Annotated in this window: 28 protein-coding genes, 1 pseudogene and 1 riboswitch; of the genes and pseudogenes, 15 read left to right on the top strand and 14 right to left on the bottom strand. The window is 70.9% G+C overall.

Going from position 1 to position 25,855, the window contains the following annotated elements:
* Positions 1 to 26 precede the first annotated feature (26 nt).
* Positions 27 to 602 (bottom strand): TerD family protein, encoded by a 576-nt coding sequence (locus JIW86_RS19295; RefSeq protein ID WP_030718836.1) that lies wholly within the window; start codon positions 600 to 602, stop codon positions 27 to 29.
* A gap of 156 nt (positions 603 to 758) precedes the next feature.
* Here JIW86_RS19295 and arfB point away from each other — a divergent pair, with 156 nt between their 5' ends.
* A complete protein-coding gene (gene arfB, locus JIW86_RS19290; protein WP_215139607.1) occupies positions 759 to 1,184 on the top strand; it encodes an alternative ribosome rescue aminoacyl-tRNA hydrolase ArfB in 426 nt (141 codons plus the stop codon).
* A gap of 16 nt (positions 1,185 to 1,200) precedes the next feature.
* Here arfB and JIW86_RS19285 read toward each other — a convergent pair whose 3' ends face one another.
* Complete coding sequence (locus tag JIW86_RS19285) at positions 1,201 to 1,686, bottom strand: flavin reductase family protein (RefSeq protein ID WP_406368523.1); 486 nt, start codon at positions 1,684 to 1,686, stop codon at positions 1,201 to 1,203.
* Between the two features lie 385 nt (positions 1,687 to 2,071).
* On the opposite strand from JIW86_RS19285, the gene cdgB reads away from it, so the two are divergent.
* On the top strand, positions 2,072 to 3,772 hold the full coding sequence (gene cdgB / locus JIW86_RS19280) for a diguanylate cyclase CdgB (RefSeq protein ID WP_215139605.1): 1,701 nt from the start codon (positions 2,072 to 2,074) through the stop codon (positions 3,770 to 3,772).
* 68 nt (positions 3,773 to 3,840) lie between these two features.
* Positions 3,841 to 4,872 (top strand): CBM35 domain-containing protein, encoded by a 1,032-nt coding sequence (locus JIW86_RS19275; protein ID WP_257555080.1) that lies wholly within the window; start codon positions 3,841 to 3,843, stop codon positions 4,870 to 4,872.
* 10 nt (positions 4,873 to 4,882) lie between these two features.
* Here the strand turns inward: JIW86_RS19275 and JIW86_RS19270 are convergent, their stop codons facing one another.
* The 3 genes from JIW86_RS19270 to JIW86_RS19260 form a co-directional block, all read right to left on the bottom strand.
* Complete coding sequence (locus JIW86_RS19270; RefSeq protein WP_257555079.1) at positions 4,883 to 5,806, bottom strand: 1-phosphofructokinase family hexose kinase; 924 nt, start codon at positions 5,804 to 5,806, stop codon at positions 4,883 to 4,885.
* Positions 5,807 to 5,918: 112 nt separating this feature from the next.
* Positions 5,919 to 7,070: an N-acetylglucosamine-6-phosphate deacetylase gene (gene nagA, locus JIW86_RS19265; RefSeq protein ID WP_257555078.1), complete on the bottom strand. Its 1,152-nt coding sequence runs from the start codon at positions 7,068 to 7,070 to the stop codon at positions 5,919 to 5,921.
* Positions 7,070 to 8,002 carry an ROK family protein gene (locus tag JIW86_RS19260; protein ID WP_257559361.1) on the bottom strand — a complete coding sequence of 311 codons (933 nt, stop codon included), beginning with the start codon at positions 8,000 to 8,002 and terminating at the stop codon, positions 7,070 to 7,072. Before JIW86_RS19260 ends, nagA begins: the two co-directional genes overlap by 1 nt.
* Positions 8,003 to 8,168: 166 nt before the next feature.
* Between JIW86_RS19260 and JIW86_RS19255 the strand changes: the two genes are divergently transcribed.
* The 3 genes from JIW86_RS19255 (at position 8,169) to otsB (ending at position 10,675) form a co-directional block, all read left to right on the top strand.
* Positions 8,169 to 9,470: an extracellular solute-binding protein gene (locus JIW86_RS19255; protein WP_257555076.1), complete on the top strand. Its 1,302-nt coding sequence runs from the start codon at positions 8,169 to 8,171 to the stop codon at positions 9,468 to 9,470.
* Positions 9,471 to 9,550: 80 nt separating this feature from the next.
* Entirely contained in the window at positions 9,551 to 9,787 is a 237-nt protein-coding gene (locus JIW86_RS19250; RefSeq protein WP_257555075.1) for a DUF3263 domain-containing protein, read from the top strand.
* Between the two features lie 39 nt (positions 9,788 to 9,826).
* Entirely contained in the window at positions 9,827 to 10,675 is an 849-nt protein-coding gene (otsB, locus tag JIW86_RS19245) for a trehalose-phosphatase (protein WP_215139599.1), read from the top strand.
* Between the two features lie 250 nt (positions 10,676 to 10,925).
* Here the strand turns inward: otsB and JIW86_RS19240 are convergent, their stop codons facing one another.
* Complete coding sequence (locus tag JIW86_RS19240) at positions 10,926 to 12,278, bottom strand: alpha,alpha-trehalose-phosphate synthase (UDP-forming) (RefSeq protein ID WP_257555073.1); 1,353 nt, start codon at positions 12,276 to 12,278, stop codon at positions 10,926 to 10,928.
* A 15-nt stretch (positions 12,279 to 12,293) separates the two neighbouring features.
* The gene (locus JIW86_RS19235) at positions 12,294 to 13,244 is read right to left on the bottom strand and encodes a glucosyl-3-phosphoglycerate synthase (protein ID WP_215139597.1); all 951 of its coding nucleotides are present in this window, start codon (positions 13,242 to 13,244) and stop codon (positions 12,294 to 12,296) included.
* A gap of 185 nt (positions 13,245 to 13,429) precedes the next feature.
* Positions 13,430 to 13,581: riboswitch (SAM riboswitch) on the top strand.
* On the opposite strand from JIW86_RS19235, the gene thrC reads away from it, so the two are divergent.
* The 4 genes from thrC (at position 13,575) to groL (ending at position 17,748) form a co-directional block, all read left to right on the top strand.
* Positions 13,575 to 14,873, top strand: coding sequence for a threonine synthase (gene thrC, locus JIW86_RS19230; protein WP_257555070.1), 1,299 nt, complete (start codon positions 13,575 to 13,577; stop codon positions 14,871 to 14,873). Its footprint overlaps the riboswitch before it by 7 nt.
* A gap of 37 nt (positions 14,874 to 14,910) precedes the next feature.
* The gene (locus tag JIW86_RS19225; protein ID WP_257555069.1) at positions 14,911 to 15,186 is read left to right on the top strand and encodes a MoaD/ThiS family protein; all 276 of its coding nucleotides are present in this window, start codon (positions 14,911 to 14,913) and stop codon (positions 15,184 to 15,186) included.
* A 406-nt stretch (positions 15,187 to 15,592) separates the two neighbouring features.
* On the top strand, positions 15,593 to 15,799 hold the full coding sequence (locus tag JIW86_RS19220) for a cold-shock protein (RefSeq protein WP_030009783.1): 207 nt from the start codon (positions 15,593 to 15,595) through the stop codon (positions 15,797 to 15,799).
* A 326-nt stretch (positions 15,800 to 16,125) separates the two neighbouring features.
* On the top strand, positions 16,126 to 17,748 hold the full coding sequence (gene groL / locus JIW86_RS19215) for a chaperonin GroEL (RefSeq protein WP_257555060.1): 1,623 nt from the start codon (positions 16,126 to 16,128) through the stop codon (positions 17,746 to 17,748).
* An 85-nt stretch (positions 17,749 to 17,833) separates the two neighbouring features.
* On the opposite strand, the gene JIW86_RS19210 is transcribed toward groL, so the two are convergent.
* Both JIW86_RS19210 and JIW86_RS19205 read right to left on the bottom strand, forming a co-directional pair.
* On the bottom strand, positions 17,834 to 18,169 hold the full coding sequence (locus tag JIW86_RS19210) for a helix-turn-helix domain-containing protein (RefSeq protein ID WP_215139593.1): 336 nt from the start codon (positions 18,167 to 18,169) through the stop codon (positions 17,834 to 17,836).
* Positions 18,170 to 18,287: 118 nt separating this feature from the next.
* A pseudogene (locus tag JIW86_RS19205) lies at positions 18,288 to 18,467 on the bottom strand (type II toxin-antitoxin system RelE/ParE family toxin); the annotation flags it as partial.
* A 191-nt stretch (positions 18,468 to 18,658) separates the two neighbouring features.
* Between JIW86_RS19205 and JIW86_RS19200 the strand changes: the two are divergent.
* Entirely contained in the window at positions 18,659 to 19,273 is a 615-nt protein-coding gene (locus JIW86_RS19200) for a phosphoribosylanthranilate isomerase (RefSeq protein ID WP_257555058.1), read from the top strand.
* Positions 19,274 to 19,420: 147 nt separating this feature from the next.
* On the top strand, positions 19,421 to 20,086 hold the full coding sequence (locus JIW86_RS19195) for a beta-glucanase (protein ID WP_257559360.1): 666 nt from the start codon (positions 19,421 to 19,423) through the stop codon (positions 20,084 to 20,086).
* Between the two features lie 10 nt (positions 20,087 to 20,096).
* Here JIW86_RS19195 and JIW86_RS19190 read toward each other — a convergent pair whose 3' ends face one another.
* Positions 20,097 to 21,686: a serine/threonine-protein kinase gene (locus JIW86_RS19190; protein ID WP_257555057.1), complete on the bottom strand. Its 1,590-nt coding sequence runs from the start codon at positions 21,684 to 21,686 to the stop codon at positions 20,097 to 20,099.
* Between the two features lie 101 nt (positions 21,687 to 21,787).
* Complete coding sequence (locus JIW86_RS19185) at positions 21,788 to 22,135, bottom strand: protease inhibitor I9 family protein (protein WP_257555056.1); 348 nt, start codon at positions 22,133 to 22,135, stop codon at positions 21,788 to 21,790.
* Between the two features lie 363 nt (positions 22,136 to 22,498).
* Here JIW86_RS19185 and JIW86_RS19180 point away from each other — a divergent pair, with 363 nt between their 5' ends.
* Complete coding sequence (locus JIW86_RS19180; RefSeq protein ID WP_257555054.1) at positions 22,499 to 23,689, top strand: S8 family peptidase; 1,191 nt, start codon at positions 22,499 to 22,501, stop codon at positions 23,687 to 23,689.
* A gap of 3 nt (positions 23,690 to 23,692) precedes the next feature.
* Here the strand turns inward: JIW86_RS19180 and JIW86_RS19175 are convergent, their stop codons facing one another.
* Positions 23,693 to 23,947: a DUF397 domain-containing protein gene (locus tag JIW86_RS19175; RefSeq protein WP_257555053.1), complete on the bottom strand. Its 255-nt coding sequence runs from the start codon at positions 23,945 to 23,947 to the stop codon at positions 23,693 to 23,695.
* On the bottom strand, positions 23,931 to 24,767 hold the full coding sequence (locus tag JIW86_RS19170; protein WP_257555051.1) for a helix-turn-helix domain-containing protein: 837 nt from the start codon (positions 24,765 to 24,767) through the stop codon (positions 23,931 to 23,933). Before JIW86_RS19170 ends, JIW86_RS19175 begins: the two co-directional genes overlap by 17 nt.
* Positions 24,768 to 24,882: 115 nt before the next feature.
* Between JIW86_RS19170 and JIW86_RS19165 the strand changes: the two genes are divergently transcribed.
* Together JIW86_RS19165 and JIW86_RS19160 are read left to right on the top strand one after the other, a co-directional pair.
* Positions 24,883 to 25,101 (top strand): hypothetical protein, encoded by a 219-nt coding sequence (locus JIW86_RS19165; RefSeq protein ID WP_215139585.1) that lies wholly within the window; start codon positions 24,883 to 24,885, stop codon positions 25,099 to 25,101.
* A complete protein-coding gene (locus JIW86_RS19160) occupies positions 25,098 to 25,613 on the top strand; it encodes an amidase (protein WP_257555049.1) in 516 nt (171 codons plus the stop codon). The genes JIW86_RS19165 and JIW86_RS19160 overlap by 4 nt, the downstream gene beginning before the upstream one ends.
* A gap of 31 nt (positions 25,614 to 25,644) precedes the next feature.
* Here the strand turns inward: JIW86_RS19160 and JIW86_RS19155 are convergent, their stop codons facing one another.
* On the bottom strand, positions 25,645 to 25,848 hold the full coding sequence (locus tag JIW86_RS19155) for a hypothetical protein (RefSeq protein ID WP_257555048.1): 204 nt from the start codon (positions 25,846 to 25,848) through the stop codon (positions 25,645 to 25,647).
* Positions 25,849 to 25,855: the final 7 nt, after the last annotated feature.

Genomic DNA, 25,855 nt, shown 5'->3' with positions numbered 1-25,855 from the left:
GGGGCTTCGCCGTAAATCCGCCGGTCTTAGACGTTGACGCCGAAGTCCTGGGCGATGCCGGTGAGGCCGGAGGCGTAGCCCTGGCCGACCGCGCGGAACTTCCACTCGGCACCGTTGCGGTACAGCTCGCCGAAGACCATGGCGGTCTCGGTCGCCGCGTCCTCGGAGAGGTCGTAGCGGGCGATCTCGGCGCCGCCGGCCTGGTTCACGACGCGGATGTACGCGTTGCGGACCTGGCCGAAGTTCTGGCTGCGGGCCTCGGCGTCGTAGATGGAGACCGGGAAGACGATCTTGTCCACGTCGGCGGGGAGACCGGCGAGGTTGACGTTGATGGCCTCGTCGTCGCCCGCGCCCTCGCCGGTGCGGTTGTCACCGGTGTGGACGATGGTCTGGTCCGGGGTGGACTTGTTGTTGAAGAAGACGAAGTGGCCGTCCGAGACGACCTTGCCGGTCGGGTTGACCGCGATGGCCGAGGCGTCGAGGTCGAAGTCGACACCGGTGGTCGTACGGACGTCCCAGCCGAGGCCGACCGTGACGGCAGCGAGGCCGGGGGCCTCCTTCGTGAGCGAGACGTTGCCGCCCTTGGACAGGCTTACAGCCATGGGAATGTCCCTTTCCTCATCCGACATGCACGTACAGGCGGTCAAATTACCGCTCACCCCTCTAACGCCACGAGGGGGCGGTCAGGTTCCCATGTGAAATCGGCCCCGGGTGAAATGCGGGTGACGTGGCGAGGGCGGGCACGGATCATAGGGGGCATGCCTGGTCCTTATGTCATCCGCGGTTCGGTCGTGCTCCCCGAGGGCGAGCTCGCCTGGCGTTTCTCGCGGTCCTCCGGACCGGGCGGCCAGCACGTGAACACCTCGGACTCCCGCGTGGAGCTGCTCTTCGACGTGGCGGCGACGAACGCGCTGCCCGAGGTGTGGAAGGCGCGGGCGCTGGAGCGGCTCGCCTCCCGCCTGGTCGACGGGGTGGTGACCGTACGGGCATCCGAGCACCGCTCGCAGTTCCGCAACCGGGAGATGGCGCTGGTCCGGCTGGCTTCGCTGCTGGCCGAGGCGACGGCGCCGCCGCCGAAGCCGCGCCGGGCGACGAAGATCCCGCGGGGGATCAACGAGCGGCGGCTGCGCGAGAAGAAGGCGCGCGCCGAGACCAAGCGCGGCCGCACCGGCCGCGACTGGTAGCACCGCCCGTCCGGGACTACTGGCCCAGGTGGCGGTAGCGGCCCCGGAAGTACGTCAGCGGCTGCCCGTCGGGGGAGGGCAGGGCGGCGGTCAGGACGCGGCCGATCACCAGCGTGTGGTCGCCCGCCTCGACGCGGTTCTCCGTACGGCATTCGAGGGTGGCCAGGGCGCCGCTCAGCAGCGGGGCGCCGGAGGCCTCGCCGCGCGTGCAGGGGAGGTCGGCGAAGAGCAGCCGGTCGCTGATCCGGCCCTTCATGGCGAACCGGCCGGCGATCTGGAGCTGGTGGTCGGCGAGGAGCGAGACCGCCCACAGCGGCTGCTCCGCCAGCAGGTCGTCCATCCGCGAGCCCTCGCGCACGCTCACCAGCACCAGGGGCGGATCCAGGGACACGGACAGGAAAGCGGTCGCCGTCATGCCGACGTCCTCGCCGCGCGGGCCGTCCGCCGCCAGAGGGGTCTCGCGCGCGGTGATCAGGCACACGCCTGCCGCCAGCCGGGACATGGCGGCCCGGAACTCTTCGTTGCTCACTCCCTCAGCATGGGGGCTGGCATGGGGCACGGTGGTTACGGGGGTCGTCTTCAGCACGACGGGAACGCTAATCCCGCCTCCCCGTACGCACATCGGGCCCTGGTCCGACTCGCGCCCCGCCCCTTGTCCTAGGACCCGGGCGTATCGTTTGCTCCCGGGAATGAGGGGGAGCGCTCCCAGTCTTCACCCGCCCGTTGGGCACTCTTTTTCATCTCATGTGACTTAAGTCACAGAGAGCAAGATTTGTTGACCCTGTGTACCTGCCGCACAGCTCACTGTGATTCAGTGGACGGGACACCGCAACGAAACGCCGATGACAAACCTGGAGTTGCTGTCGAGGTCTCGGGGAGAGCGAGCAATGGAGACCGAGTCGGAGCCGTACGTCCGTCTTGCGACCCTGCGGCAGCTGCACCGGGTGGTGGCCGAGCTCAATACGGCCCGGAGCCTGGCGGACACTCTGCAGACCGTCGTGGACGGCATCGTCGTGGGCCTCGGCTACGAACTCGCCTGTGTCAATCTCGTACGCCCGGACGGTGATCTCGTCGTCGCCGCCTTCGCCGGCGACCCCGCCGCGGAGGCCCTCATCACCGGCCGCGTCGGCTCCCGCGCCTCCTGGGAACGCCGTCTGACGATGGGTGAGAACTGGGACGGGCTCCGCTTCATCCCGCACACCGAGGGCTGGGTCCTCATGGAGGACGACGTCCCCCAGTGGCACACGGACGGCCCCGAACCGCGGTTCGAGGACGAGTGGCACCCCGAGGACCGGCTCTACGCCCCCATGTATGCGTCCGGCGGGGAACTTCTGGGTGTCATTTCGGTGGACAGACCGCGCAATGGCCGCAGGCCCGGCGCCTGGGGCCGCGAGGCGCTCCAGATGTACGCCTTCCAGGCGGCGATTGCGATCAGCAATGCCAGACTCCGCGCGAACATGCAGCGGGCCCTGGTCCGCCTCGAGCGCGAGCAGCAGGCACTGCGCGCCAGCGAGGAGTCCTTCCGGCAGGCCTTCGAGTACGCGCCCAGCGGCATGGCCATCGCCGAGATGGGCGGCGACCAGCACGGCCGGCTGCTGCGGACCAACGACGCGCTGTGCCGGCTGCTGGGCCGCCCGGCCTCCGTCCTGCGCCGCTACTCCTTCTCCGACCTGGTCCACCCCGAGGACATCGGGACCCTGCTGCGGACCTCTGCCGAGGGCGGGCGCGCCGAGCTGCGCCTGGGCCGGCGCGACGGCACGTACGTATGGGTCTCGCTGCGCAATTCCGTGGTCGCCGACGCCGCCGACGGGCCGCGGTTCCTGCTCACGCACGTCGAGGACATCGAGGAGCGCAAGCGCCACGAGCTCCAGCTCGCCCACCGGGCCAGCCACGACTCGCTGACCGGGCTGCCCAACAGCGCCGAGCTGCGGGCCCGGCTCGGCGCGCGGCTGTGCCGCAGACCCCAGTCCGTACGGGCCACCGCCGTCGAGGCCCTGGACGCGGCGTACGAGACGCGGCCCGAGGCGGGTGGTGCCGCCGAGCACGGCTTTCAGCCCGACGCCTCCCACGTGTTCTCCGGGCCCGGGCCCGAGCCCTTCGAGTACCCCGGGACCCTGCCCGCCCAGGCGGACGGCCCGTACGACCACCACGTGCACACGGTGGCGCCCGCGACGGACGTCGACGACGGGACGAAGGGGCTCGCGGTGCTCTTCTGCGACCTCGACGGCTTCAAGTCGATCAACGACCGGTTCGGACACCACACGGGTGACGCGGTCCTGATCGAGGTGGCCCGGCGGTTGACGACCGGCGTCAGGGACGGTGACACCGTCGCTCGGCTGGGTGGTGACGAGTTCGTCGTCCTCGCCGACGGACTGGGCGCCGCCGACGCCGCCGATCTCGCCGTCCGGCTGCGCAACGCGATCATCCCGCCGATCCGGGTCGACGGCCGTGCCGTCCGTGTCGGGGCCAGTTTCGGCATCGGCTGGGCCAGCTGCGGCATGTCGGCGGACGAGGTGCTGCGCTCCGCCGACCAGCGGATGTACATCGAGAAAAGGTCCCGCTCCAAGGCACACCGCCGGGCGGGCTGAGGCGATCGGCCGCTCGTAGGTGCACGTGTTCGGGGTAGGCTCCCGGGGGTCGAAAGGAGTGACCTGCGATGACGACGCCCGCGAACAACGGCCCGCACGGTGGGGCGAACAAGCCCGAGGACGACGATCCGTTCGGCTACCTCTACGAGGACGGCCAGGCGGCCGGCGCCACCCCGCCCGGCCAGGGCGGCGCATACGGCTACCCGGGGCCCGCGGCAGGCGGTCCTTCCGGCGCGCAGCGCGGGGTTCCCCGTACCTCCCACCACCAGGTGCGGACGGTCGGTGAGCGCAGGAACGGCGGCGCCCAGCGTGGACAGGTGCCCGCGCAGCCCGCGCCGGCCTACCAGGCGCAGTACCAGGCCCCTGAGGCGCTCCAGGCGGGCGGCTACGGCGTTCCGCCGCAGCAGCAGCCCCCGCAGCACCAGACGCAGTCGATCGCGCACTCCGGCGGCCACGGCGGTCACGGTGGTCACGGCGGCGGTGGCTCCAGCCGCAAGGGTCTGCTCATCGCGGCCGTCGCGGTGGTCGCCGCGGTCGCGATCGGCATCGGCGCGGCCGTGGCCTTCGGCAACAAGGACGGCAAGGACAAGAACGGCGCGGCGAAGGGCAACCAGCAGTCGACCGCCCCGCAGAACTCGTCGAGCCCGGCCCCGAGCGCCCCGCAGCCCTCCGAGGCCCCGCTCCCTAAGGCGGACTTCGCCGGTGCGGGCATGTCCCTGACGGGCGGCGCGATGCTGCAGAACACCGTGCCGGGTGCCAAGAGCGCCGGAGGCCAGTACGTGGGCGGCCTGAACGCGCTCGGCGCAGCGGCGACCTGGACGCTCGACGTGCCCAAGGCGGGCGGTTACAAGCTGAAGATGACCTACGGGGTGCCGGGCAAGGACGCCAACACCACGCTGACCATCAACGGTGAGGCCCAGTCCCGGCCGATCAACATGAAGAACTTCTCCAAGGCCGCCGAGGGCGACTGGGCGAAGGGCTGGACCAACACGTACTCGATCGTGCAGCTCAAGCAGGGCTCGAACACGATCAAGATCTCGTGCGAGGCCGGCAACCAGTGCGACGTCCTCCTCGACCAGCTGTGGCTCGAAAAGGAGTGAGGCCGCGGCCCTAGTCGGCCTGCGTGACCTTCACCGACCCCCGTACCTCCTCGTAGGTGCGGGGGTCGAACTCTCCCGCCGTCGGGGCGTGCACCGTGGCCGCCGAGAGGGCGACCGCGCGGGCCAGCCGCTCCGGCCAGTCCAGGCCCTCCGTCAGGGCCGACAGCAGCCCGGCGACGGCGGAGTCGCCGGCGCCGGTGGGGTTGCCGGTCAGGGTGCGCGGCGGGGCCGCCCGCCAGGCGCCCTCGGGGGTGGCGGCCAGCAGGCCGTCCGGGCCGAGCGAGGTGACCACGGCGTGGGCGCCCCGGCGGCGGGCGTCGCGGGTGGCGGGGAGCGGCTCGCGGGATCCGGTCAGCTCGGCGAGCTCGGCGGCGTTCGGCTTGATGATCTCGGGGCGGGCGGCGACCCCGCGGCGCAGGGCCTCGCCGCTGGTGTCCAGCAGGACCGGGACCCCGGCCGCCCGGGCGGCCCGTACGAGCACCGCGTACGCGCCCACCGGCACGCCGGGCGGCAGGCTGCCGCACAGGGCCACGGCGCGGGCCCCGGCCGCCAGCAGGTCCTCGTACCGGTCCAGGAAGCCGGACCACTCCGCTGCCGAGATCAGCGGGCCCGGTTCGTTGAACTGCGTGGTGTCGCCGGAGGCCACGTCGACCACGGCCAGCGTGCGGCGCGTGGTGCCGGCGCAGGGGACCAGGGCGTCCACCACGCCCGGGGACTGCGCGAGCAGGTCCCGTACGACGGCGCCGACCGGGCCGCCCGTGAAGCCCGTGGCCGTCACCTCGTGGCCGAGGGCGGCCAGTACGCGGGCCACGTTGATCCCCTTGCCGCCGGGGCGCTCGCTGACCGCGGCGACCCGGTGCGAGGCGTGCGGCAGCAGCCGCGGCACGCGGTACGTGACGTCGAGCGCGGTGTTGAGCGTGACGGTCAGGATCATTGGGCTCCCCCGGGTCTGTTGCTGCCGGGATCATGCCAAAGAGAAAGCGGTCGGCCCAGTCTTCCGGGACGACCGCTTGCCGTGTACAGCCGGTTGGCCGTCAGGCGCCCTCCTACGCGGCCGGGCTGACGATCCATTCGCCGCGCCGCATGACGCCCTTGAGGCCGAACTCGGCGTCCAGGACGACCAGGTCGGCGTACTTGCCCGGCTCCAGCGAGCCGATCTCGTCGTACAGGCCGATCAGCTTGGCCGGGTTGGCGGAGATCGCCTGGACCACCGACTCCACGGGCAGCTTGTCGACGGTCACCGAGCGCTTGAAGGCGGTGTCCAGGGTCAGCGTCGAACCGGCGATGGAGCCGCCCTCCACCAGCCGGGCCACGCCCTCCTTGACCTCGACCTCCAGCGGGCCGAGGTGGTAGGTCCCGTCGCCGAACCCGGCCGCGTCCATCGCGTCGGTGATCAGGGCCACGCGGTGCGCGCCCGCGTGGTGGAAGGCCAGTTCCAGCGCCGCCGGGTGCAGGTGGGTGCCGTCGTTGATCAGCTCGACGGTGATCCGCTCGTCCTCCAGCAGCGCGGCGATCGGGCCGGGTTCGCGGTGCGCGAGGCCCGGCATCGCGTTGAAGAGGTGGGTGGCCACGGTCGCGCCCGCGTCGATGGCGGCGCGCGTCTGCTCGTACGTGGCGTCCGTGTGCCCGATCGCGGCGATGACCCCGTGCTCGGCCAGCAGCCGTACGGAGTCCAGGCCGCCCGGCAGTTCGGTGGCGAGGGTGAACATGCGGGCGGCGCCGTGCGCGGCGTCGATGAGCTTGCGGACCTCGGCCGGGTCGGGGTCGCGGAGCAGGTCCTCCTTGTGCGCGCCCTTGCGGCAGGCGTTGATGAACGGGCCCTCGAAGTGGATGCCCGCGATCTCGCCCTGCTGGGTCAGTTCGGCGAGCAGCCCGGCGCGGCGGGCCAGTTCGTCCAGGTCCCCGGTGACGGTGGAGGCGACCAGGGTGGTGGTGCCGTGCTCGCGGTGGGTGCGGACGCCCTTGAGGACCTCCTCGGCGGTGCCGGAGGTGAACGAGGCGCCGCCGCCGCCGTGGTTGTGCATGTCGACGAAGCCGGGGACGATCCAGTGCCCGGCCAGGTCCACGACCCGCGCGCCCTCCCGGGCGCTGCCGGCGATGCGGTCGCCGTCGACGATGACACGGCCGTTGGCCACGGTTCCGGTGGGCAGCACCACCCTGGCGCCGGAGAGAACAGTGCTGTGCGCGCTTCCGGACATCAGGCAGGTACCTCCGTGGCGAGTAGGTCCCAGGCGAGCAGCCCTGCGCCCAGGCATCCGGCGGTGTCCCCGAGGGCCGCCGGAACGATGTGCGGCAGCCGCTGGAACGTCACGCGCTCCTCGACGGCCGTCCGCAGTGGTGTGAACAAGGTTTCCCCCGCCTCGGCGAGCCCGCCACCGATGATCAGCGTGCGCGGGTCCAGCAGGGTGATCGCGGTGACCAGGCCGTCCGCGAGGGCGCCGATCGCGGCCAGCCACACCTCGCGGGCGCGTTCGTCGCCGGATTCGACGGCCTTGGCGCAGTCGGCCGCATCGGCCTCGGGTTCGCCGCAGGCGGCGGCCCAGGCGCGGGAGACGGCGGAGGCGGAGGCGAGGGTCTCCAGGCAGCCGTACTGGCCGCAGCCGCAGGCGGGGCCGCCGGGGCGGACCACGATGTGACCGATCTCGCCCGCGTAGCCGTGGGCTCCGGCCTCGATGCGGCCGGCGATGCCGATGGCTCCGGCGATGCCGGTGCCCAGCGGCACGAACAGGAAGCGGTCGGCGCCGCGGCCCGCGCCGATGCGGCCTTCGGCGAGGCCGCCCGTGCGCACGTCGTGGCCGAGGGCCACCGGGATGCCGCCGAGCCGGCTGCTGAGCAGTGCGCGCATCGGTACGTCGCGCCAGCCCAGGTTCGCCGCGTAGACGGCGATCCCGTTCTCGGCGTCGACGATGCCGGGGACGGCGACTCCGGCGGCCGAGGCGGCCCGTCCGCAGCGCTCCCGGCCGATGTCGAGCAGTTCGGCGGCGAAGTCCTGGATCGTCTCGACGACGGCGTCGGCGCCCCGCTCGCGGCCGGTGGCGCGGCGCGCCTCGTGGAGCAGGGTGCCGTCGGCGGCGACCAGGGCAGCCTTCATCCCGGTGCCGCCCACATCGAGGGCGATGACGTGTTTCACGGGTTTCACAGGTGACAGTCTCGCGTGCTTCACGGGGAAAGGTCTAGTCCATTGAGGGGGATTGTTGAGTGGCCATACAAATTCGGGACCAAGGATGTGGACCAGCGGCCAAAGTGGTGTAGACCTTACGTGGATCGTACGTACAACAAGGGGTGGAAAGAGAACTGTGAACCGCCGATACCTGCGCCTGGCCGCGTCCGGCGCCGCACTGTGTCTGACTGCCGTGGCACTGACGGGCTGCGGAGCCGTCGGCGGGCTCACCGGGGACAACGAGGTGACCCTGCGGGTCGTGGCGGCCGAGTACGGGGACAATCCGCAGAACTCGTCGGCCACCTACTGGAAGACGCTCGCCGAGGGCTTCGAGAAGGACAACCCCGGCATCAACGTCGAGGTCAGCGTCTACTCCTGGTCCGAGGTCGACGCCAAGGTCGCCGAGATGGTCAAGGCGGGCAAGGCCCCCGACATCGCGCAGATCGGCGCCTACGCCGACTACGCGGAGGCGGGCAAGCTCTACACGGCGGACGAGCTGCTCTCCGTCAAGACCGAGGCCGACTTCCTCGGGCCGCTCGCCGACGCGGGCAAGGTCAAGCGGATCCAGTACGGGCTGCCCTTCGTGGCCAGCACCCGGCTGCTCTTCTACAACGAGAAGCTGCTGACCGACGCCGGGGTCATCGCGAAGGACGCCAAGAACGGCTGGCAGCCCAAGAGCTGGGCGGAGCTGGAAGCGGCCGCGAAGAAGCTCAAGGGCGCCGGCGTCCCCACCCCCTTCGCGCTGCCGCTGGGCCGCGAGGAGGCGCAGGCCGAGACGATGATGTGGATGCTGTCGGGCGGCGGCGGCTACACCGACAACGAAGAGCAGTACTCCATCGACTCCGCCGAGAACGTCAAGGCGCTGGAGTTCCTCCGGGACAAGATGGTCGGCCAGGGCCTGACCGGATCCGTCGAACCGGGCAAGGTGGACCGGCAGGCCGCCTTCGACGCCTTCACGCGGGGCGAGGTCGGCATGCTCAACGGCCACCCGACGCTGCTCAAGCAGGCGGCCGGAAAGGGCGTCAAGTTCGGCATGGTGACCATGCCCACAATCGACGGCACCGAGCACTCGGCGATGGGCGTCGCCGACTGGGTGATGGCCTTCAAGAACGGCCACCGCAAGGAGTCCGGGAAGTTCCTGGACCACCTCTACGAGGCGAAGAACGTGACCGCCTTCACCACCATGTACGACCTGCTCCCGGTCACCACCACCGGCTACCGGGCCGTGCAGTCCGGTACGGGCGGCTCCGCGCCGCAGCTCAAGACCTTCCTGGAGGCACTGCCGTCCTCGCGGCTCTACCCGGTGGGCAAGAAGTCCTGGGCGGGCGTCAGCGAGGACATCAAGCAGAACATCGGCAAGGCGGTCCAGCCGGGCGGACAGCCGGCCAAGGTGCTGGAGGACATCGCGACGTCGGCGCGGGCGGCCGAGCCGCGCTGACCCGGGCCGGCCGGCGCCGACCCCTGGCCGGCGCCGACCCGGGCCGGGCCGGTGTCGGTGGGCGGCGTTAATCTGGCGGTATGACGGACGACGGGCGGCTGACGGCCACGGAGGCCGCGGTGCTCGCGTACGAGGGACGCACCTGGCCCGGGCCCGGGGCCAAGGAGCGGGCGATACGGGAAGGGCTGGGGATGACCCCGGTCCGCTACTACCAGCTGCTCAACGCCCTGATCGACGATCCCCGGGCGCTCGCCCACGCACCGGGCACGGTGAACCGCCTGCGCCGCATCCGCGAGGCCCAGCGGGCCCGGCGATAGCCGTAGCCGTCACCCGGCTGGGCCGTTAGGGTCATCCGTATGGGGAGCCATCCGCACGACCTGCCGATGCCCGTCACCGCAGCCGGACGCGAGGGACTCGATGCCCTGCTCCGCGCACCCCGCCGATCCGTGGTCGCACTGGACTTCGACGGCACCCTCGCCGAGATCGTCCCGGACCCGGACCAGGCGCGGGCCCACCCCGATGCCGTACCCGCCCTGGCGGCGCTGGCCCCCGAGGTGGCCTCCGTCGCCGTGATCACCGGCCGGCCGGCGGGCGTCGCCGTCCGCTACGGGGGCTTCGCCGGGGTCCCCGGACTGGAACACATGGTCGTCCTCGGCCACTACGGGGCCGAACGCTGGGACGCCGTCAGCGGGATAGTCCACGCCCCCGCCGAGCATCCGGGGGTGGCGGCGGTCCGGGCGGAACTGCCGGGGTTCCTCGACTCGATCGGGGCCTGGCGGGGCACGTGGATCGAGGAGAAGGGCCGGGCGCTGGCCGTCCACACGAGGCGCGCCGAGGATCCGGAGGCGGCCTTCGCGGCGCTGCGGGAACCGCTGGCCGAGCTGGCGGCGCGGCACGGCCTGATGGTCGAGCCGGGCCGGGCGGTCCTGGAGCTCCGCCCCCCGGGCATGGACAAGGGCGTCGCCCTCACCGAGTTCCTGGCGGAGCGGGACGCGGAGGCGGTGCTGTACGCGGGTGACGACCTGGGCGACCTCGCCGCGTACTCGGCCGTCGAGAAGCGGCGGGCCGACGGTCTGCCGGGGCTGCTGGTGTGCAGCGGCTCGGCCGAGGTCCCAGAACTCGCCGCCCGCGCCGACCTCGTTGTGCCGGGCCCCGGCGCGGTGACGGCCTTCCTCGCCGACCTGGCCAAGGCCTTGCGCGCCTGACCTGCGGCGCCGTTGTCGGGGGCGCTGCCCCCGAACCCCCGCGCCTCAAACTCCCCCAGCTACCGCTGGGAGGGGCCCCCAGGCGGGGCTGGATTTGCCGCTGCGCGGCAACGCCCTCAAACGCCGGGCGGGCTGGAATTGCCCTGCGGGCAATCCAGCCGCGCCTGGCGGGCGGCATCGGCCAAAATCCAGCCCCGCCGGCGTTTGAGGCGCGGGGTCTGGGGCGGAGCCCCAGCAGCGGACCCGCGGGTCAGGGGCGGAGGGCGGAGAGCTGGGCTTCGAACCAGGCCGCCGGGGGAAGGGCGGTGGCGGCCGCCGCCAGGCGTTTGGTGCGCTCCGCACGCTCGCCCCCCGGCATGGACAGCGCCGCGTGCAACGCCGAGGCCGTCTCCGTGACGTCGTACGGGTTCACGGTCAGCGCGTCCCGGCGGAGCTCCTCGTACGCCCCCGCCCCGGTGGACAGCACCAGCACGCACCCCGCCTCCGACACCACCGGGATCTCCTTCGCCACCAGGTTCATCCCGTCCCGCACCGGGTTGACCAGCGCCACGTCCGCCATCCGGTACGCCGCCAGCGAGCGCGCGAAGTCGTCCTTCACGGACACGTGCACCGGCTGCCAGTCCGCCGTCCCGAACTCCGCGTTCACGGCCGCCGCCAGCTCCCGCACCGACTCCGTGTAGTCCCGGTACACCTTCAGGTCCTGCCGCGACGGGTAGGCGGAGGCCAGGTGCACCACCCGGCCCCGCCACTCGGGGTGGACCGTCAGCAGCTCCCGGTACGCCAGCAGGCCCCGCAGGATGTTCTTCGACAGCTCCGTCCGGTCCACGCGGACGATCGTCTTCAGGTCCCCGACCTCCGCCCGCAGTTGCGCCAGCTTGTCGTCGACCTGCGGCCGGTGGGCGAGCGCCCGCAGCTCGTCCGCGTCCACGCCCAGCGGGAACACGGCCACGTTCCCCCGGCCCGCGCCGTCCAGGAAGCTGTCCGCCCAGGCCCGGGTGTGGAAGCCCACCACGTCCGCCCCGAGCATCCCGTGGACCAGCTGCTCCCGGACGTCGTCCGGGAGCATGTGCAGGAACTCCTTCGACGCCCACGGCGTGTGCGTGAAGTGCGCGATCCGCAGATCCGGCCTGAGCTCCCGCAACTGCCCCGGCACCAGCGCCAGGTGGTAGTCCTGCACCAGCACGCAGGCCCCCTCCGCCGCCTCCTCGGCCAGGGCGTCCGCGAAGGCCTGGTTGTAGGCGGTGTACGAGGCCCAGTGCCGCCGGAACGCCGCGTCGAAGACCGGCTCGCGCGGGATGTCGTACAGGTGGTGGTGGGTGAACCACAGCACCGAGTTGGCGATGCCGTTGTACGCGCCGTCGTACACCGTGGGATCGATGTCCAGCATTCGGACGCCGGGTTCGGCGACGCCCCGGCGGACCGCCTCCCGGTCCGCGTCCGACAGGGCCGCGCAGATCCACACCGCGTCGGGCTGCTGCGCCAGCGCCGCGGAGAGGCCGGAGACGAGACCGCCCCCGCCGCGCCGGGCGCTGAGCATCCCGTCATCGGCGATGGCGTAGGAGAGCGGGCCGCGGTTCGCTGCAACGAGTACCTGAGAAGCCATACGGCCAACCTAACCTCACGCCGCGCGACGCAGGGCGTACTCCTTGATGCCGAGCATCGGCGGTCGCTCCTCCGTGTCCACCGGGTACGTGTGCGGTACGAACCCGTCCGGCCCCCGCTCGAACTGCGTCAGCTCCGGCCGTACGAGGTGGCCGCGCGAGAGCCGCAGCTGCGCGGTGCGGTAGATCGCCGCGGCCATCCGGCCCAGCGCCTGCCCGTCCTGATGGCGGTGGAGCCGTACGCCCACGTCCACCTGGGCCAGCGCGTCCAGCCCGACCGTGTGCAGCGCGTCGACCAGCAGGCCCAGCTCTACGCCGTACCCGACGGGGAAGGGCAGACGTTCCAGCAGGGAGCGGCGTACGGCGTACTCGCCGCCGAGCGGCTGGACGAAGCCGGCCAGCCGCGGCCAGTGCAGATTGAGCAGCGGGCGCGCCACCAGCTCCGTGACCCGGCCGCCCTGGCCCGGGGCGTCACCCAGCGGGCGGTCGTACATCGCCTTCACGAACTGCACGTCCGGCTCCGTCAGCAGCGGTCCCACGATCCCGGAGACGAAGGTCGACGAGAAGTCCCGCAGGTCGGCGTCGACGAAGCAGACGATGTCCCCGGTGGCGGCCAGCAGGGAGCGCCACAGCACCTCGCCCTTGCCGGGCAGTGCCGGGATCCGCGGCAGGATGTCGTCGCGGTGCACCACGTGGGCACCGGCCTTCGCCGCCACTTCCGCCGTAGCGTCGCTGGAGCCCGAGTCGATCACGATCAGCTCGTCCACCAGGGGGACCGGCAGTCCCTCCATCAGCTCACGCCGGATCACCTCGACGATCGCGCCGACCGTGGCCTCCTCGTCAAGCGCCGGCAGCACCACGCTGACCGTGGTCCCAGCTGCCCGTTTCCGGTCCAGCAACTGGTCGAGCGGTCGGTCGGCGGCGGACCAGGAGCGGTCGGCCAGCCAGCGCTCCACCTCTTCCAGCACTCTCAGCACTCCTTGCTGCTTGGTCGGATTGACCGAAAAGCGATCCATCTCGCGGTTCGGACGGCTGTCTCAACCGCACGACCCTTCGGTTACAGTCTTGAACAACGCGCAGGACCGCCGCATGCCGGGGGGCCTCGCGTACAAACGCACCGGCGCGCCATAGAGCGCGTGTGCCGGTGCCATACCGCTCATCCAGAGGGGCAGAGGGACACGGCCCGTTGAAGCCCCGGCAACCCTCCAGTCGGTTCTCGCGATGCGACAAGCATCCCGCGGGGCCCCGGCTAGGGAAGGTGCCAATTCCGTCTCATGGCGAAGTGCGCCATGGGGAAGATGAGGAGAAAGGGCCTCGCCATCATGGCTGCACAGACTGCTCCCACCTCTGTTGATCTCGGACCCGCCACCGGCCTTTCCTGTCGCGAGTGCGGTACCCGATTCGAACTCGGCCCCATCTTCGCGTGCGCCGAGTGCTTCGGACCTCTGGAAGTCGCCTACGACCTCCCCACCGGTGACCCCGAGGCGCTGCGCGCCGCGATCGAGGCCGGCCCGAACAACATCTGGCGTTACGCGCCGCTGCTGCCGGTCCCCGCGGACGTGGCCTCCAAGCCGAGCCTGAACCCGGGCTTCACCAAGCTCGTGGACGCGGCCAACCTGGCCAAGGAGCTCGGCATCACCGGCAAGCTCTACGTCAAGGACGACTCCGGCAACCCGACGCACTCCTTCAAGGACCGCGTCGTGGCCATCGCCGTCGAGGCCGCCCGCGCCTTCGGCTTCACCACCCTGTCCTGCTCCTCCACCGGCAACCTGGCCGGCGCCGTCGGTGCCGCAGCCGCCCGGGCCGGTTTCCGCTCCTGCGTGTTCATCCCGCACGACCTGGAGCAGGGCAAGGTCGTCATGGCCGGTGTCTACGGTGGCGACCTCGTCGGCATCGAGGGCAACTACGACGACGTGAACCGCTTCTGCTCCGAGCTCATCGGCGACCCGCTGGGCGAGGGCTGGGGCTTCGTCAACGTCAACCTGCGCCCGTACTACGGCGAGGGCTCCAAGACCCTGGCGTACGAGATCTGCGAGCAGCTCGGCTGGCAGCTGCCCGACCAGATCGTCATCCCGATCGCGTCCGGCTCCCAGCTGACGAAGATCGACAAGGGTCTGCAGGAGCTGATCAAGCTCGGCCTCGTCGAGGACAAGCCGTACAAGATCTTCGGCGCCCAGGCCGAGGGCTGCTCCCCGGTGTCGACGGCCTTCAAGGCCGGCCACGACGTGGTCCGCCCGCAGAAGCCGAACACCATCGCCAAGTCCCTCGCGATCGGCAACCCGGCGGACGGCCCGTACGTCCTGGACATCGCGCGGCGCACCGGCGGCTTCGTCGAGGACGTCACCGACGAGCAGGTCGTCGAGGCCATCAAGATCCTCGCGCAGACCGAGGGCATCTTCGCCGAGACCGCGGGCGGCGTGACCGTCGGCGTCACGAAGAAGCTCATCGAGAACGGGCAGCTCGACCCGACGCTGACCACCGTCGTCCTGAACACCGGCGACGGCCTCAAGACCCTGGAGGCGGTGGCCGCGGACAGCGGCCAGACCGCCACCATCCGCCCGAGCCTGGACGCGTTCCGCGCCGCCGGCCTGGCCTGACCACCTCCACCTGCTCTACCGGAAAGGCAGTAGCGCCATGAGCGTCAACGTCCGCATCCCCACCATCCTGCGCACCTACACCGGCGGCCAGGCCGAGGTCGCCGCCGAGGGCGCGACCCTGTCCGAGGTCATCGCGTCGCTGGAGCAGAACCACCCGGGCATCGCCGCCCGCGTCCTGGACGACCAGGGCAAGCTGCGCCGCTTCGTGAACGTCTACGTCAACGACGACGACGTGCGCTTCGAAGGCGGGCTCGAGGCGGTGACGCCGGACGGCGCCGGCGTCTCGATCATCCCCGCCGTGGCCGGCGGCTGATGCTGTGCTCGTCTGACTGACTGACACGCATAACCGTAATTACCCCCTCCGCTAATAAGCGGAGGGGGTAATTCTGTTTGATTGGGCGCGGTAGAGTTGGGGAAGTCCCCTCCGCTGTTCTTGCCCGCCGCATATGAACGGGTCGCGTGAGGGTCGACATCGGGTCAATGTGCAAGTGCGGTATGGGGCTTTGGCGAGATATGCGGGGCCCGAGTTGCCCTGGAACATGCCAACTTTTCACTCTATTTCAATGTTTCGCGGTGTCCAGAATTCTCGTCGGATTGACCTGTTGCAGACAGCACCGGCGCGGATACATTCAGCCTCGGTCGACGCGTTCCGACGCAAGTGATGACCCGGGACCGCGAAGTGCGTTCCTGCGCAAGGGCCAGTAATAGGGGAGTTAGGCATGGCTCAGGGCACCGTCAAGTGGTTCAACGCGGAGAAGGGCTACGGCTTCATCGCGGTCGACGGTGGTGCGGATGTGTTCGTCCACTACAGCGCCATCCAGATGGACGGGTACCGCACCCTTGAAGAGGGTCAGCGGGTCGAGTTCGAGATCTCGCAGGGCCAGAAGGGTCCGCAGGCGGACATGGTCAAGCTCGCACTCGGCTAGTCCCGGCGCGATCGACCGCCCACGCGTACTTGTGAGGGGCCCACATCCTGGACACGGGATGTGGGCCCCTCGCGCGTTCCCGGGGGTGTTCACCCAAGCCGCTTGCACTCGTGGGGGTCGAGTGCTAATCATTGGCGTTAGCACTCTCCAGGTGAGAGTGCTACCAAATCGAGGACCGGGTCGGTGAGGCCCAGCAGGGTCCGGCGGGAAGGAACCGCCGGGCACGCAGGCCGTCCGTCGCGGGCGCGGGCGCGGTCCGGAGCAATCCACCGTCCCCTCAGGCCTGGCGGCCCAGGGGGAACCCCAGTCCTGGAGGACCACTTCAGATGGCCAAGATCATTGCGTTCGACGAGGAGGCCCGGCGCGGTCTCGAGCGTGGGATGAACCAGCTCGCCGACGCCGTCAAGGTCACCCTTGGCCCCAAGGGTCGCAACGTCGTCCTTGAGAAGAAGTGGGGCGCCCCCACGATCACCAACGATGGTGTCTCCATCGCCAAGGAGATCGAGCTCGAGGACCCGTACGAGAAGATCGGCGCCGAGCTGGTCAAGGAAGTCGCCAAGAAGACGGACGACGTCGCCGGCGACGGTACGACCACGGCCACCGTGCTCGCCCAGGCGCTGGTCCGCGAGGGCCTGCGCAACGTGGCCGCCGGCGCCAACCCGATGGCCCTCAAGCGTGGCATCGAGAAGGCCGTCGAGGCCGTCTCGGGCGCCCTGCTCGAGCAGGCGAAGGATGTCGAGACCAAGGAGCAGATCGCTTCGACGGCCTCCATCTCCGCCGCTGACACCCAGATCGGCGAGCTCATCGCCGAGGCGATGGACAAGGTCGGCAAGGAAGGCGTCATCACCGTCGAGGAGTCGCAGACCTTCGGTCTGGAGCTCGAGCTCACCGAGGGCATGCGCTTCGACAAGGGCTACATCTCGGCGTACTTCGCCACCGACATGGAGCGTATGGAGGCGTCGCTCGACGACCCGTACATCCTGATCGTCAACTCCAAGATCGGCTCGGTCAAGGACCTGCTGCCGCTCCTGGAGAAGGTCATGCAGTCCGGCAAGCCGCTGCTGATCATCGCCGAGGACGTCGAGGGCGAGGCCCTGTCGACCCTGGTCGTCAACAAGATCCGCGGCACCTTCAAGTCCGTCGCCGTCAAGGCCCCGGGCTTCGGCGACCGCCGCAAGGCCATGCTCGGCGACATTGCCATCCTCACGGGCGGCACGGTCATCTCCGAGGAGGTCGGCCTCAAGCTCGAGAACGCCGGTCTCGACCTGCTCGGCCGCGCCCGCAAGGTCGTCATCACCAAGGACGAGACCACCATCGTCGACGGTTCGGGTGACAGCGACCAGGTCGCCGGCCGCGTGAACCAGATCCGCGCCGAGATCGAGAACTCCGACTCGGACTACGACCGCGAGAAGCTGCAGGAGCGCCTGGCGAAGCTCGCCGGCGGTGTTGCGGTCATCAAGGCCGGAGCCGCGACCGAGGTCGAGCTCAAGGAGCGCAAGCACCGCATCGAGGACGCCGTTCGCAACGCGAAGGCTGCCGTCGAGGAGGGCATCGTCGCCGGTGGCGGCGTGGCCCTGCTCCAGGCCTCCTCGGTCTTCGAGAAGCTCGACCTGTCGGGTGACGAGGCGACCGGCGCCAACGCCGTGAAGCTCGCGCTCGAGGCCCCGCTCAAGCAGATCGCCGTCAACGGTGGTCTCGAGGGTGGCGTCGTCGTGGAGAAGGTCCGCAACCTGACGGTTGGCTGGGGCCTGAACGCCGCGACCGGCGAGTACGTCGACATGATCGCCGAGGGCATCATCGACCCGGCGAAGGTCACCCGCTCTGCCCTGCAGAACGCGGCGTCCATCGCGGCCCTCTTCCTCACCACCGAGGCCGTCATCGCCGACAAGCCCGAGAAGGCCGGCGCCGGCGCCCCGGGCGGCATGCCGGGCGGTGACATGGACTTCTGATCGACCCCTGGCTCCGGCCTGAAGGTTGATCGGCTGTTCTCGAACGAGGGCGGCACTCCCCACGGGGGGTGCCGCCCTCGGGCGTTCAGGCGGCTGTGCGCGCGACGAAGACGACCTGCTCGTGGTCGTCGCCCAGGGCGATGTTCAGCGAGGCGTCGAGGGCGTGTGCCAGGCGGCGCAGCAGGGGCAGAGTGGGTACGGCGTCCGCCCCCTCCACGCGGGAGATCTTCGCCTGGGTGAGCCCGGCCCGCTCGGCCAGTTCGGCCTGAGACAGCCCCAGGGCCTTGCGCCGGTCGTACACGGCTTTGGCGAAGGCCATCGCCAGCCGGATCTCGGCTCGCTGGGACTCGACCTCGGCGGACTCGACGTACTCTCCTGCGGCCTGCTTCTCGCGGGCCAGCTTCCAACGGGTGTGGTTCATGAGGCGTTCCCTTCCTCGCCGCGGCCACGTGATGTGGGCGGTCCCGTGCTCTTTCTCGCAGCACGACTCTGCGCCCCGGCGCGAACCAGTACGTGATCCGCGTGGCGACCCCGTCGAGTGTGGGCCTCAACTCGTACACCCCGTTCCCGAGGGGCCGAGCGAAGGGCATCGGGGTCAGGGTGCCGTAGACGGCCAACAGCTCCGCATACTCCTCCACCTTTCGGTACTGCTTGTCCGGCAGCAGTTCGAGCCAGCTCCGCACTTCGGGCTCCAGCTCGATCACATGCAGATCGTCCATGACGGGCAGCGCATTATGTCGTCAACGACATAATGCGCCGGAGTGGTCGCTCATCCCCTCATCGGATGGCGATGGCTTCGAAGTTGACCCGGCGGGTTCGGCGGCGCGGGTCGAGTCCGGCATTCGGACCGCCTGTGGTGATCTCCACCCCGTTGTCGTCCATCCGGCCGTTCTGGGGTTGACTACGACGTATGACGGAACCGTTCATCAAGATCTGCGGGCTGCGGACCGCCCATGACGTCGACGTGGCCGTCGGCGCCGGGGCGGACGCCGTCGGGTTCGTCTTCGCCCCCGGCAGTCCGCGTACGGTCGATGCCGCCACCGCGCGGGAGCTGGCCGGGCGGGTGCCGGACTCGGTGCTCACCGTCGGGGTGTTCCGCGGGCAGCCGGTCGAGGAGGTGCGCCGGCTCACCGAGGAGAGCGGGGTGCGCGCCGTACAGCTCCACGGGGACGAGGGCCCGGAGTACTACGAGGAACTGCGCGCGCCGGGGCGCAGGCTCATCCGGGCCACCGCCGAGCACGTGGAGCGCTGCGGTGAGTACGGCGAGGACCTGCTCCTGCTCGACGCCCCGGACCCCGGCTCCGGCAAGCCGTGGAACTGGGGCTCCGCCGAGTTCACCCCGCCCGAGGGGCAGTGGCTGCTCGCGGGCGGGCTCACCCCCGCCACCGTCCGGGAGGCCGTCGAGGCCACCGGCGCCTGGGGCGTGGACGTGTCCAGCGGGGTGGAGCGGGCGCGCGGCGTGAAGTCCCCTGAGCTGATCCGCGCCTTCATCGAGGCGGCACGCGGCCCGGCCACCACTCGCTGAGCGTGTTTGTGTGATTACTCCCTGCGAGAACTCTGGCGTGGCCCGCTCCCCCCGGGGCAGAGAAACCCTATGGTCACGGACACGCTCGCATGGCTGCGGCGCCTGACGCGCCGCCTCGCTCCGGGCGGTGAGGGCGGCCGCGGGCCGATGCTGCCCTCGCCCCGCCGCACCCCCGTCTTCACCGCCGACTTCGCCTCCGCCACCCAGTGGGTGGCGGGCCGCTCCTGGGCCTATCCCGACGGCGGCCCGACCAACCCCGGGGACAACAAGCTCGACCACCTCGTCGCCGACCCCGCCTACAGCCGCGGCGGCGTCTTCCGGGCGACACCGCGCCCCGACGGCAACTGGGACACCGGACTGCTCACCACCGAGGGCAGCGACGAGGAGTTCGCGGTGCGCACCGGCGACGTGCTGGAGGCGCGGGTGAAACTCCCGGTGGAGGTGGGGGCGTGGCCCGCGATCTGGACCTGGCGGGACGGCGGCCAGGAGATCGACGTCTTCGAGTACCACCCCGACAACCCGGATCTGCTCGAGCTCTCGAACCACGTCCGCGAGGCCCACTGCTACCACCGCGACCCGTCGGTCCGGCCCGGGGCCTGGGTCGACCTCAAGGTCGAGTTCGGCAGGAGCTCGGTCGTCTGGTGGGTCAACGGCGCCCGCGTGTACGCCGATCACAAGGGCGTGGGCCGCTCCTGGCGGGCGTACCTCATCGTGAACCTCTCCGTATCGGCCGGCCGCTACCACCCGGCGCCCGGCCCGGGGGTGACGGAAATGGCGTACGAGGTCTCGTGGTTGGCGGTGTACCGGCGCTAGGCCGGCCGCGCTAGCCCGCGCGCCAGACCGTCATGTCCGCGGTGATCACGTCGGGCAGGTTCTTCAGCCGCACGACCGACTTGGTCTGGATCACGAGCAGCGCGATGTCCCCCGACGGGTGCCTGACGCAGATCTCACTGCCGGGCGCCGTCGCGGCCAGCGGGAGCGTGTGCTGCTTGCTGGCTTTGGTGATGAGGCTGCACGCGTCGAGGCTGCCGGTGCCGGGCTCGGCGTACAGCAGGGTGAACACGCTCGCGTCGCTCTCCAGCGCGCAGTTCTGCTGCGCGCACTCCAGGCGGATGTCCCCTGCCCGGTCGTCGCGCTTGACCGGTTCCTTGATGCCGATCGAGTTCTTCTCGTCCAGGCGCACCAACGGGTAGGGGACGGGCTTGGGCGGCGTGGACACCTTGGGCGATGCGGATGCCGATGCGGATACGGAGGGTTCCGGGGCCTTGGCCTTGCCGCCGCTCGCCGGGCCGGACGACTTGGCCGCGGCCGCCTGCCGTTCGCGCACCCGGTCCGCCGCGTCCATGACCGTCCAGGCCAGGCCGGTCAGCAGGAGCGCCGACGCCGTCACCACCGTGGTGGCGATCAGAGCGGTGCGCCGCCTGCGCTTGCGCCGTTCCTCCGGCGTGAGCGGAGCCGTCGGCGGCGGCTGCCAGACCATCGGCGTCGTGTGCACCGCGGTCGGAGGCGGGACCGGAGCCGGGACCAGCACCTCCGGCCCGGTCACCTCCCGCCAGACGGCCGGTCCGCCGCCCGCGTCGGCGTCCTTGCCCAGCCGCTGCCTGCACCACATCACGATCTCCGCCGGGGTGGCCCGTTCCGCCGGATCGGCCGCCAGGCAGCGGGCGATCAGCGGGCGCAGTGACTCCGGCAGCCGGGTCAGGTCGGGCTCGGAGTGCACGATCCGGAACAGCACGCTCACGGAGGGGCCGTCTCCGTACAACGGCTCGCCCAGCGCGGCGAACGCGGCGGTCTGGCCCAGCGCGAAGACGTCGCTGGCCGCCGTGACCTCGCCCGCCGACGCCTGCTCGGGGGACATGTACTGGGGCGTGCCGATGGCACTGCCCGTGGTGGTGCCCGCGGTGGTGTCGGAGGCCAGCGAGATGCCGAAGTCGATGACACGGGGCCCGTCGGCGGCCAGGAGCACGTTCGACGGCTTCAGGTCCCGGTGCACGATGCCCGCACCGTGGATGGCCTGGAGGGCTTCGGCCACCCCCGCCACCAGCCACAGCACCGCGGGCACCGGCAGCGGACCGCGCCGGGCGACGGCCTCCGACAGCGAGGGCCCCGGCACGTACAGGGTGGCCAGCCAGGGCGGGGTTCCGTCCGCCTCGGCGTCGATCAGCTCGGCGGTGTACGCGCCCCGGACCCGCCTGGCCGCCTCCACCTCCCGGCGGAACCGCCGCCGGAACGCCGGGTCCTCGGCCAGTTCCGGCCGTACCACCTTGATGGCCACCGGGCGGCCGCCCTGGGTGTGGGACAGGTAGACCCGGCCCATGCCGCCCGCACCGAGCCGGGCCGCGAGGCGGTAGCCGGGCACGGTCTGCGGATCGTCCGCCCGCAGCGGCTGGAACACCTCGGTCGCGCTGTTCATCGGTCTCCCCCCGATTCCCCCGATCAACCGATGAGTTGATCCGCCTCACCCTAACGAGGCGGCGGGCAGGGCAAGGGAACCGAGGTCGGACGGTCAGACGGTCAGACGGCGGGGCCGAACGAGGACGCGCCGCCGTCCTCCTCGACCGACTTCACGACCGCGGTCGTCCGCAGGGCATCGACCTGCTCGGGGGAGAGGCGGGCGGCGAAGCCGTTCAGGGTGTCGCGGTAGACGTGCAGCGGGGTGATCCCGTAGGCGTCCGCGACGGCGGCCGGGTCGAGGCCCGGGTGCACGGTGACGATGTACGTGGCGTGGTCGGCGGGGGCCGTGCGGGACACGGGTACGGCGGCGGTGGCTGTGGCGGCGGCTGCGGACACGGGCAGGGCGACGGTGACGGCGGCCAGTACGGCGACGGCCACGGGCAGGGCTCGGCTCAGACGGTTGCGCATGGGTGGAGGCCATCACGCGCTGCGGTGCAGGTCAACGAGGTTCGGGGGTGAGGCGGGGGCACTGGCGGCGCACCAGCCGTGCGCTCCCCGGTGTGGGGGCGGGCCGTACGGGTGATCTTGCCGGGCCGCCGGGACCGTACGGGCCGGGGCGCGGCCTTGACGGCAGAGGGGGTTAACCCTTTCTGCAGCTTGTCGGACACGCCGTGTTGACGGGACCGCCGGGCGATCGGCCAGGCGGGGGCGGCGGTTCAAGCCGGTTCGAGGTGGCACCGATGGAAGGGAGGGCCGCACCCGCAGAGCACTTGATGCCGCGGGGGCGGCTCACCCATGCCGACCGTTCCACTCCGTCAGGGAGTTCCTTTCATGCGCCTGCTCGCACGCCTGGCCACCGCCGCCCTCCTCACCGTGCCTCCGATCGCGGCCGGCTCCGCCTCCGCCGCCGCCCCGGAGCCGAACCCGGCCCCGCTGATCACGGCCGAAAACCCGGTGCCCGGCAAGTACATCGTGACGCTGCAGAAGGGTCAGGACGCGGCGAAGGTCGCGAAGAAGCTGGGCCTGAAGCCGTCGTTCGTCTACACGGCGGCGATGAGCGGCTTCGCGGTACCGCTGACCTCGCTCGAGCTGACGCTCGTCCGCAACAGCCTGGGCGTGGAGAAGGTCGAGGAGGACGCCTCGGTCCAGGCCCTGCCGATGCCGGCCGCCGGGGCGTCGCGTGCCCCGTCGAACTCGTGGGGCCAGGACCGGATCGACCAGAAGGAACTGCCGCTCGACAACAGCTTCACCACCGAAGGCAACGGCGCCGGGGTGACCGCGTACATCCTCGACACCGGCATCGACTACAAGCACGCCGAGTTCGGCGGGCCCGACGCCTCACGTGCCACCTTCGGTTTCGACGCCGTCAATGACGGCCGCAACGGCCAGGACTGCCAGGGCCACGGCACGCACGTCGCGGGCACGGTGGCGGGCAAGACGCACGGCGTGGCGCGCAAGGCGAACCTGGTCAGCGTCCGCGTCCTCGGCTGCGACGGCAAGGGCACGTGGTCGGGGATCATCGCGGGCATGGACTGGATCGCCAAGAACGCCAAGCAGCCGGCGGTGATGAACGGCTCCCTGGGCGGGGACAGGTCGGAGGCGGTCAACAACGCCGCGACCGCCCTGTCCGACGCGGGCGTGCTGCCGGTCATCGCGGCGGGCAACTCCGCGATCGACGCATGCAACGTCTCGCCCGCGTCCGCCGCCCGCGTGATCACGGTCGCCGCATCCAACGAGTGGGATGAGGAGACCGACTTCTCCAACTACGGCACGTGCGTCTCCCTCTACGCCCCCGGCCAGGCCATCGTCTCCGCGAAGCTCGGCGGTGGCAGCGTGGCCCTCGACGGCACGTCGATGGCAGCCCCGCACGTCGCCGGTGTGGCCGCCCTCTACAAGCAGGCACACCCGAACGCGGACCCGGCGGAGCTCAACGAGTTCCTGGACACCGAGGCCACCAAGGACGTCCTGAAGAGCGTCAGCAAGACCAGCCCGAACGTACTGCTGAACACCGGCGGTCTCTGACCGTCAGAGGGTTCTGACGAACTCGGCCCAGGCCCGTGCGTGGAACACCACGTGCGAGCCTTCGGGCTGCTTGGAGTCCCGGACGGGGACGAGGGTGGGGTGGCCGTCGGCGACCTCGAGGCAGCTGCCGCCGCTGGCGTCGCTGTGGGTGGACTTCCGCCAGGTGGCCATTTCCAGGCAGTCGCCGCCGCTGCCGTCGCTGTAGCTCGACTTGTGCCAGATGGCCACTGACAGGTCGTACTCAGGCATGCTGGTCATGCGCGTAATCCTCCGCTACAGACTCGATCAAGGCCAGCGATTCGTGTGGTGGCAGCGCACTGGCCGTGAGCAGATCGTAGGTCAGGGAATGGCGGTTGACCTCGGCTGGATCATCAAATAGAAGCCCTGTTCCGTTGCCTTGAGAGTAGGCGAGTGGGGGCGCGTCCTCGAAGGCCATCAGCTTGATGGAACCGCCGGTGGAGGCGTGGGCGCCCGCGCTGAACGGGAGTACCTGCACGATGATCCGGTGTGACCGGATCAGGTTCGCGATGTGCACCAGGGCTTCGGCCATCACCGCCGCGCCGCCGACCGTCCGTCGGAGTACCGCCTCGTCAACCACACACCAAAACAATGGTGTTGTTGGATCAGTGAGGAGGGCTGCGCGGGCCAGCCGGTTCGTGACCAACTCGTCGATGGTCTCCACTGTCGCCGTTGGCTGGTAGGCGCGGCATACGGCCCGCGCGTACGCCTCCGTCTGTAGCAGCCCCGGGATGATCAGCGGCGCGTACTCCCGGATCGATGTCGCCAGAGCCTCCGCCTCGGCCGCCGCCGCGAAGTGGTCCGGGTACTTGGACTTGGCCGCCGCGCCGCAGTTGCGGGCGAAGAAGCCGTTCGTGTCGAGGATGTCGTCTATCTGGCGCGCGAATTCGATGTGCATCCGGCGCGTGCCCGCTTCGAGCTGGCCGATGAACGAGCCGCTGACAAAGAGCGGTTCGCCGAGTTCGGCCTGGCTCAGTCCGGCGCGCTCGCGCGCCACGCGCAGCTCGGCGCCGAGCAGGGCGCGGGGTGAGGAGGAGGGATCGAGGTTCTTACCTGCCATGGCGACTCCCGGGCCAACAGGTGGGGTTGTTCTCGGTGCTTCCTTGAAAGGCTAGCCAGCCCGTCGCCACGCTGTGTGCGGAACGTGAACACGCAGAGTAGAAAGGTGACATGTCATGGTGATGACGGCGAAGGAGCGGATGCTCGCGGCCGAGGAGACCGTGCGGCAGCTGAAGGGCGCGCTGGACGGGGTGGGGGTCGTCTTCCCGTCGCTGGGTGTCGAGCGGGTCTCCGCGGCCGGTACGTACGGGATGCCCCTGGTCGACCTCGGCCGCTGCAACCTGGACACCGCGCTCCGGCTGGCCGCCGTACTGCACGAGAGGGCACGCGCGTGAGCGAGTCCGTCGACGCGGCGGAGTTCGCCTTCGAGCTCGGCTGGAAGCTGCGCGGCCTGGAGACCGCGCTGGCGCCGCGCGTGTCCTTCGGGTCGGCGGCGGGGTGCCCGCAGCCGCCTCCGCCGCCGGGGTGGCAGCGGTTCACGCTGGTCCACTGTCCGGTGGACGGGTATCCGGGGTTCGACGATCCGGGCTACGAGGGGCTCAGGGCGAGCCCGCCGCAGGGGTGCGTGGTCGAGGACTTCGGCGGGTGCCTGGGGCTGCGGTGCGAGCGGCCGGGTGTGCGGCTGCTGGACGCGGTCGCGGACCTGTGCGCCGAGATCCGTACCGGGCACGGGCTGCTCATGACCGGACTCGGGATCCAGAAGCTGTGGGAGTGGTCGGCGGACGGTACGGACGGCTGGGGCGCGGAGATCGTGGGCCAGCTGCTGCTGATGGCCGCGGAGCGCGGGCCGAAGCTCGGCTACGACGTCGATGACCTGGTGCGGGTCCTGCGTACCGCCGCCGGCTGAGTCGTATTCAGGAAGCGCGTGCGGTCGGCGTTCAGGTCGTGGTGATGAGCACGGCGTCGTAGGTGCCGCCTACGCAGGTGTACAAGCCGGTGGTGGCGTCGTACTCCACCGTTCCGCCGCCCTCCACGCACTTCGGTCCGGTGACAGTCGGTACGGCAGCCTGCGCAACGGGAACCGCGGCGCCGAGAACGGCCAGTACGAGGGCGGCGGTGAAGCCGAGAAGTCGTGTACGCATGGGAGCT

The sequence above is a fragment of the Streptomyces sp. NBC_00162 genome, assembly GCF_024611995.1.
Classification (GTDB): domain Bacteria; phylum Actinomycetota; class Actinomycetes; order Streptomycetales; family Streptomycetaceae; genus Streptomyces.
Note: the sequence above shows the minus strand (reverse complement) of the source record. Positions and strands in the feature narration are given on the sequence as shown.

Coding starts and splice junctions, on each gene's coding strand:
- JIW86_RS19155 (WP_257555048.1), bottom strand. CDS start 25,848: ATGCGTACACGACTTCTCGGCTTCACCGCCGCCCTCGTACTGGCCGTT.
- JIW86_RS19190 (WP_257555057.1), bottom strand. CDS start 21,686: ATGAACAGCGCGACCGAGGTGTTCCAGCCGCTGCGGGCGGACGATCCG.
- groL (WP_257555060.1), top strand. CDS start 16,126: ATGGCCAAGATCATTGCGTTCGACGAGGAGGCCCGGCGCGGTCTCGAG.
- cdgB (WP_215139605.1), top strand. CDS start 2,072: ATGGAGACCGAGTCGGAGCCGTACGTCCGTCTTGCGACCCTGCGGCAG.
- JIW86_RS19250 (WP_257555075.1), top strand. CDS start 9,551: ATGACGGACGACGGGCGGCTGACGGCCACGGAGGCCGCGGTGCTCGCG.
- JIW86_RS19195 (WP_257559360.1), top strand. CDS start 19,421: ATGCTGCCCTCGCCCCGCCGCACCCCCGTCTTCACCGCCGACTTCGCC.
- arfB (WP_215139607.1), top strand. CDS start 759: ATGCCTGGTCCTTATGTCATCCGCGGTTCGGTCGTGCTCCCCGAGGGC.
- otsB (WP_215139599.1), top strand. CDS start 9,827: ATGGGGAGCCATCCGCACGACCTGCCGATGCCCGTCACCGCAGCCGGA.
- JIW86_RS19270 (WP_257555079.1), bottom strand. CDS start 5,806: ATGATCCTGACCGTCACGCTCAACACCGCGCTCGACGTCACGTACCGC.
- JIW86_RS19175 (WP_257555053.1), bottom strand. CDS start 23,947: ATGACCAGCATGCCTGAGTACGACCTGTCAGTGGCCATCTGGCACAAG.
- JIW86_RS19285 (WP_406368523.1), bottom strand. CDS start 1,686: ATGTCCCGGCTGGCGGCAGGCGTGTGCCTGATCACCGCGCGCGAGACC.
- JIW86_RS19225 (WP_257555069.1), top strand. CDS start 14,911: ATGAGCGTCAACGTCCGCATCCCCACCATCCTGCGCACCTACACCGGC.
- JIW86_RS19210 (WP_215139593.1), bottom strand. CDS start 18,169: ATGAACCACACCCGTTGGAAGCTGGCCCGCGAGAAGCAGGCCGCAGGA.
- JIW86_RS19165 (WP_215139585.1), top strand. CDS start 24,883: ATGGTGATGACGGCGAAGGAGCGGATGCTCGCGGCCGAGGAGACCGTG.
- JIW86_RS19200 (WP_257555058.1), top strand. CDS start 18,659: ATGACGGAACCGTTCATCAAGATCTGCGGGCTGCGGACCGCCCATGAC.
- JIW86_RS19275 (WP_257555080.1), top strand. CDS start 3,841: ATGACGACGCCCGCGAACAACGGCCCGCACGGTGGGGCGAACAAGCCC.
- JIW86_RS19220 (WP_030009783.1), top strand. CDS start 15,593: ATGGCTCAGGGCACCGTCAAGTGGTTCAACGCGGAGAAGGGCTACGGC.
- JIW86_RS19295 (WP_030718836.1), bottom strand. CDS start 602: ATGGCTGTAAGCCTGTCCAAGGGCGGCAACGTCTCGCTCACGAAGGAG.
- nagA (WP_257555078.1), bottom strand. CDS start 7,070: ATGTCCGGAAGCGCGCACAGCACTGTTCTCTCCGGCGCCAGGGTGGTG.
- JIW86_RS19170 (WP_257555051.1), bottom strand. CDS start 24,767: ATGGCAGGTAAGAACCTCGATCCCTCCTCCTCACCCCGCGCCCTGCTC.
- JIW86_RS19180 (WP_257555054.1), top strand. CDS start 22,499: ATGCGCCTGCTCGCACGCCTGGCCACCGCCGCCCTCCTCACCGTGCCT.
- thrC (WP_257555070.1), top strand. CDS start 13,575: ATGAGGAGAAAGGGCCTCGCCATCATGGCTGCACAGACTGCTCCCACC.
- JIW86_RS19240 (WP_257555073.1), bottom strand. CDS start 12,278: ATGGCTTCTCAGGTACTCGTTGCAGCGAACCGCGGCCCGCTCTCCTAC.
- JIW86_RS19185 (WP_257555056.1), bottom strand. CDS start 22,135: ATGCGCAACCGTCTGAGCCGAGCCCTGCCCGTGGCCGTCGCCGTACTG.